This window comes from Cryobacterium sp. MLB-32 (assembly GCF_000738085.1).
In the GTDB taxonomy this organism is placed as follows: Bacteria; Actinomycetota; Actinomycetes; order Actinomycetales; family Microbacteriaceae; genus Cryobacterium.
Window position 1 is genome coordinate 1 of the sequence record NZ_JPRS01000179.1, and the last position, 4775, is coordinate 4775.

The 4775-nt window shown below is 60.8% G+C and carries 6 protein-coding genes and 1 pseudogene; all 7 read right to left on the reverse strand.

The window, feature by feature from the left end:
• Window positions 1–173: 173 nt before the first annotated feature.
• The 7 genes and pseudogenes from JF66_RS21850 to JF66_RS15115 all read right to left on the reverse strand — a co-directional run bounded on the left by JF66_RS21850 (window position 174) and on the right by JF66_RS15115 (window position 4701).
• Window positions 174–680, reverse strand: coding sequence for an NUDIX domain-containing protein (locus tag JF66_RS21850; protein ID WP_051973598.1), 507 nt, complete (start codon window positions 678–680; stop codon window positions 174–176).
• A gap of 209 nt (window positions 681–889) precedes the next feature.
• Window positions 890–1696, reverse strand: coding sequence for an alpha/beta fold hydrolase (locus JF66_RS15095; RefSeq protein WP_051973599.1), 807 nt, complete (start codon window positions 1694–1696; stop codon window positions 890–892).
• 126 nt (window positions 1697–1822) lie between these two features.
• Entirely contained in the window at window positions 1823–2230 is a 408-nt protein-coding gene (locus tag JF66_RS15100) for a RidA family protein (protein ID WP_035879334.1), read from the reverse strand.
• A gap of 151 nt (window positions 2231–2381) precedes the next feature.
• Complete coding sequence (locus JF66_RS15105) at window positions 2382–3047, reverse strand: hypothetical protein (protein ID WP_156109834.1); 666 nt, start codon at window positions 3045–3047, stop codon at window positions 2382–2384.
• A gap of 377 nt (window positions 3048–3424) precedes the next feature.
• Window positions 3425–3562 carry a hypothetical protein gene (locus tag JF66_RS25375; protein WP_369798040.1) on the reverse strand — a complete coding sequence of 46 codons (138 nt, stop codon included), beginning with the start codon at window positions 3560–3562 and terminating at the stop codon, window positions 3425–3427.
• Window positions 3563–3568: 6 nt separating this feature from the next.
• Window positions 3569–3877: pseudogene (locus JF66_RS25380) on the reverse strand (GntR family transcriptional regulator); the annotation flags it as partial.
• On the reverse strand, window positions 3778–4701 hold the full coding sequence (locus JF66_RS15115) for a hypothetical protein (protein ID WP_035879337.1): 924 nt from the start codon (window positions 4699–4701) through the stop codon (window positions 3778–3780). The pseudogene JF66_RS25380 and the gene JF66_RS15115, both read right to left, overlap by 100 nt.
• Between the last annotated feature and the right edge of the window lie 74 nt (window positions 4702–4775).

Consider the following 4775-nt stretch of genomic DNA (forward strand, 5'->3'; position numbering starts at 1 on the left):
GGCGTGATCGGGGCCGCAGAATGCACCCTCGGAGATCTTCTGCTCAAGATCAGTGCGGGTCGGTCTGGCGTTGATGTGGAAGGGGAACTCGTTCGACAGCATGAACTGCACAAGCGCAGCGTGGTCAGCGGGCAGGTCCAGCGCCGTAAACGTGATGTCCAAGGTGCTGTCTCCTAGGTGATCGCGTGAAAGGATGCCTTTTGGGCTGAATCGGGCCTGTGCAGATCCGGGCGGATGTCGTCAATGACTCGATCTATCCATTCGAATCGATCGAGCTGTTTGATTTCCGGGGGAAAGAACCAGCCGACGGCGGATAACTCCGCTTTCTCGAGGATGGGCGGTTGCTCGGCGAGGCGGCAGAGGTAGGCGGTCGTGACGTAGCTCACGACGTCACCGTTCGGATACTCGTTGGTCAAGTCGGCGCCACCATAGCTATCGAGCACGGCGACAATGTCGACCTGAAGACCGAGTTCCTCCTGTACTTCCCTGCGCAACGCTGCCCGAGGATCCTCCAGCGGTTCGATACCTCCGCCAACGAATCCCCACCGGTCACCCGCCACATGCCGCGCGAGCAGATAGCGGCCGGCCCCGTCGACTATCACCGCAGTGACACCGGGCAGGATCAGAAGTCGAGACCCGATCATTCCGCGAATCGCACTGACGTACTCAGAGAGAGGCATGAGACTGAGGCTACGACATCGTTCCCGACATACGGTCTGCAGCTTCTAACGGATTGAGCCCACTCATCGAGATGCAACGGGTTGGAACCGAAACGAAACACAATCACACCGCACGAATCCGGAGGTTTGGTGAAGCATGGCTGGGGCCAACCTGTCGAACGACCCGCGTTCCCATGATGCGTAACTGGGAAAACTTCACCGAGACGATGTCAGCTGAGGACGAATGAACGCAGCGCGATGATCCACGAGTTGAAGGCATCAAGGTGTCCATCATGGGACGCCCCAGCGAGATTAGCTCGTTTCACGTCTCGGCCGCGGTCGATGAACTCAGACTCTTCTTGAGCGGTGAACATGCCTGATTCTGCGTAGACGACGAGAGTCGGGGTTGTGACGCTCTCCCATTCAGCCCAGCGGGGGCGGAGGACGTTGTTCATCGTCGCGACCATGACGTCTGCGTTGAACCGCGGCCAGAGTCCATCCGTTTTCTCCTCCAGGTCGACCGCCCACGCTCGCGCCAGAGGTCCGTCTCCTAGGAATTCTCGGGCGGCCGCTTGACTTGCAAAGGGAACGGGCCAGGACCGGAAGAAATCACCCATCCGCTCATTCTCGGCGGTACTGCCGCCCCCGGGACCGCTTTCGAGCAGCACGAGCTTCGAGACTAGATCCGGTCGCGTCGCGGCGAGGAGCATGGCAGTGTGGCCACCCAGTGACTGGCCGATCAAGATGATGGGCGTATCCACCGTCGCTTCGATGACCTGCACGGCATCGTTCACGAATGCTTCCCGGGACAGATCGTCGGGAATCGTGGTGCTCTGGCCATGTCCGCGCTGATCGATCAAGATGGTCCGGAATTCGGAAAGGGCCTGAGCAGTAGCGGCGAACTCGCGGGAGCTTCCAGCCAACCCGTGCAGGATAACGACGGGCAGTCCGTCGCCGCCGGTGTCGAAACAATTGATCCGGACGCCCGAGCCAACGTCCACACTGAAACGGCGGCCGAAGTCCTCTGTCGCGATCATATATTCACGGTACCTCGCGCAGAGATTTGCCATCCGCGTGGACAAGAGTGATCACCTCAGCCTGCGCTACGGCTGAAAGACAAGCTTCTCCTGGCGCTGGCGCGAATGAAGTCCAGGCGGTTCGTGTCAGTCGATGACCGCCGCGACGGCTTCGATCTCGACCAGTTGATTCGTGTAGCCCAGAACGGTGACGCCCATGAGCGTGCTCGGCACGTCATGCCCACCGAAAGCCTTACGAATAACCGTCCACGCCTCAACCAGGTCGCTCTGATTCGAAGACGCGACGAGAACTCGCGTGCTCAACACGTTCTCGAGTTGGGCTCCCGCCGCCTTGAGAGCTAGCGCGAGGTTCTCCATCGCCTTGCCGGCTTGCGCTGCATAGTCTCCGGCTCCAACAGTGCGGCCATCGAGGTCCAAGGGGCAGGCACCGGCGAAGAAGATCAGGCGCGCCTCGGCTGGAGCAGTGGCCGCGTAGGCGTACTGCGCCACGTCTGAAAGGGCGGCCGAGCGGATCAGGGAAACGGTTTGAGACATGCCAACACCGTATTGGATGACTCAACGCACGGCCGACGACATCGGAGCCCAAGGCGACCGTTAGGGGAACCTCTTGCGGGACGCGATAGGCCACAAGAAGTGACCCTCTTTTAGACGTAAGCCGCCAGTCAGATTGTCCAGTCTGAGCGGATCAGCTCTGCTCGGCGGTTCCTGTAATGACCGCTGCGATCACTGCGCCAGCACCCTTTTCGACGGTGCCGTTCAGGCTGATCGCGTTAACACTCTCGAGCGGTGTGGAAAGTGGCAGTGTGTGCACTTCGTTATCGCAGGCGAGGGTGATGGAGTCACTGCCGGTCCACGATGAGCCTGTGCGCACGGTGACACCGAAGCGGGCTTCACCGTCACCGAAGCATGCGACGCTGATTTCGTCGACGCGAACGCCTGACGGGTACGACAAGGTCGCCCCGCCCTCGCCAAATGCCGCGGGCGGGTCCTGCATTGCATGTAACGAACCGGCCCCGAGAAAACTCGCGTTCGTCGAGGAGGCTTCGGTGAAGGCATTCGCCTGTGATTGCGCGGCCTCCCAATCGAGCTCGGGTGAAGAGGCACAAGCCGACCGGGTCATCGCAATCACGACAGGAAAAACGAGTAAAGATCGGTGCTGGTGCATGGCGATCAGCGTAGCAGCGGGCACCATAGCGACCTCAGCCCGAGGGCAATGCCCACACTTCTGGAACGAGCGAGCACAGGAGGTTTGCAACGCGTTGTTGACCCGCCGCCGAGACCCAGTTCGGTGTGGATTGCAGTACTGGCGGCACCGTGCCCTGGTGCTGATGGTGATGCTGATCTCGACCATCGACTTCGGACTGAACTCTCGAGCTCGCTGACTCGAGCACACTCACCGCCCTACGACGGCAGCGTAAGGCCCAGCACGACGGCGGCGTTATGCAAGCCGGACTTTGAGCGACGCAAACTGCAGAGCGAGCGACCGGCGCACTGGACGTTTCGCAGGGGAACCTCAAGCGGGACGCCTCATCCACTAAGAAGATTAAATTCAGGGCTGCGCGATTGTGGCTCTCGGGTCATCGGGTGGACAGCCAGTGCTTCCTTGATGACGCTTGGACCTGCATCGCGTCTCTTCGGTCCGATCCGGCCATCGATGTCGTGCCACACGCCTACGTCGACAAGCGGTGGCGAGGGCGTCGATTTGGATTAGCGATCGGAACATCGCCCCTACGCGTGCGCGTACGCGGCGGCTGCGAGACTGATGGCGTCGTCCCATGCGATGTCGAGCGTCTTCATGGTGAGCGCAAAAGTCAGCGCTGCCGCGTGTGCCTGGCGACGGACGGCGTCGCCGTTAGCCGCGACCATCGTTCCTGCGCGTCCCCGAGAAACCACGAACCCGGCGACCTCGAGCTCCTTGTACGCACGAGCGACCGTATTCGTGGCGACTCCAAGATCCGCCGCCAGTCTCCGGACCGTTGGGAGGCGGGTCCCCGCTATGAGTTCGCCAGCTAGGATCTGCTGACGGAGTTGACGTCTGATTTGTTCGAACGGCGCCGTGGAGGTCGCAGTGTCGATGACAATCACGACGACTGCCCAACGTTCTGAAGTCGCCGGGGCGCTGTCTCCATGGGGGGACGGATGCGCGCCGGGCCGAATATTGCGATGGAAGCCCCGATACACGCCAGAACAGCGACCGCGATCGTGAAGCCTTGCACATTGTCGGGGGTGGGCAGGCTGGAATCGACTGCGAGAGCTAAGCCGGGGAGGGCAAAGAGTGACGAGACAACTCCTACCAACGCTGCCGCCTGTGCTAGATCACGCACGGCCAGGCACCGAAGAATACTGTCATTTGCCAGGTCGCCCTCTGAGTGGGCGGATGTGGATCGCTGCACGATTCGTCGGCCGCTTATTTCGAATCGGACCAGCGCCGCCAGGCCCAGGATTGCCAAGATAGAGGACGGTGACAGGAACAGGTTGATCGACAGGCCGCCGCCGCGGGGCGAGATCATGGCGGCCATCATGGTCGCAAAGGTCATCAGCACGGCAAGGACGACCGCACTTCTGGCGAAATAGCGGAGCCATGCCGGAGTGAAATCCGAGAGCCGTAGCATTCGGGATCGAGCCATATTCTCACTGTGGGGTCCCTGTCGGGAGACAGGGACCCCCTGCGCTGCTGCGCCGACGATACCGCCGGCCATCGCGCCCACGACGATCAGGTCGACCACCGGGCCGCCACGGTTCATGCCAAACCACCACACAAGCCCCGTTGACACGACCGTCCCAATGAGTACACCGCTGGCTAATCCAAGCAGTCTTCGACGCCACCACCTCACGGTGGAGGCCAGGAGATGGTCGTCGGGAACGTGAACCACGAGCCGCAAAATTCCGTGCGCCAGCCGGTTCAACAATCGATCACTCACGGTCACAACTGCCATGATCATGGCGATCGTGACGAGGGTCAACGTCGTCACATTGGTTGGGTCTATCAGCGAAGAAGTGTCCATACGCACAGTATATGTATGAAGTTATGTTGCGTCTAGATGATACGAAATTCAATACGCATAATGGCACGGTCAAA

Excerpts from the sequence above, each read along its gene's own strand:
- JF66_RS15100 (WP_035879334.1), bottom strand. The coding sequence starts at position 2,230 with ATGTCTCAAACCGTTTCCCTGATCCGCTCGGCCGCCCTTTCAGACGTG.
- JF66_RS21850 (WP_051973598.1), bottom strand. The coding sequence starts at position 680 with ATGCCTCTCTCTGAGTACGTCAGTGCGATTCGCGGAATGATCGGGTCT.
- JF66_RS15105 (WP_156109834.1), bottom strand. The coding sequence starts at position 3,047 with ATGGTCGAGATCAGCATCACCATCAGCACCAGGGCACGGTGCCGCCAG.
- JF66_RS15095 (WP_051973599.1), bottom strand. The coding sequence starts at position 1,696 with ATGATCGCGACAGAGGACTTCGGCCGCCGTTTCAGTGTGGACGTTGGC.
- JF66_RS15115 (WP_035879337.1), bottom strand. The coding sequence starts at position 4,701 with ATGGACACTTCTTCGCTGATAGACCCAACCAATGTGACGACGTTGACC.
- JF66_RS25375 (WP_369798040.1), bottom strand. The coding sequence starts at position 3,562 with ATGGTCGCGGCTAACGGCGACGCCGTCCGTCGCCAGGCACACGCGGCA.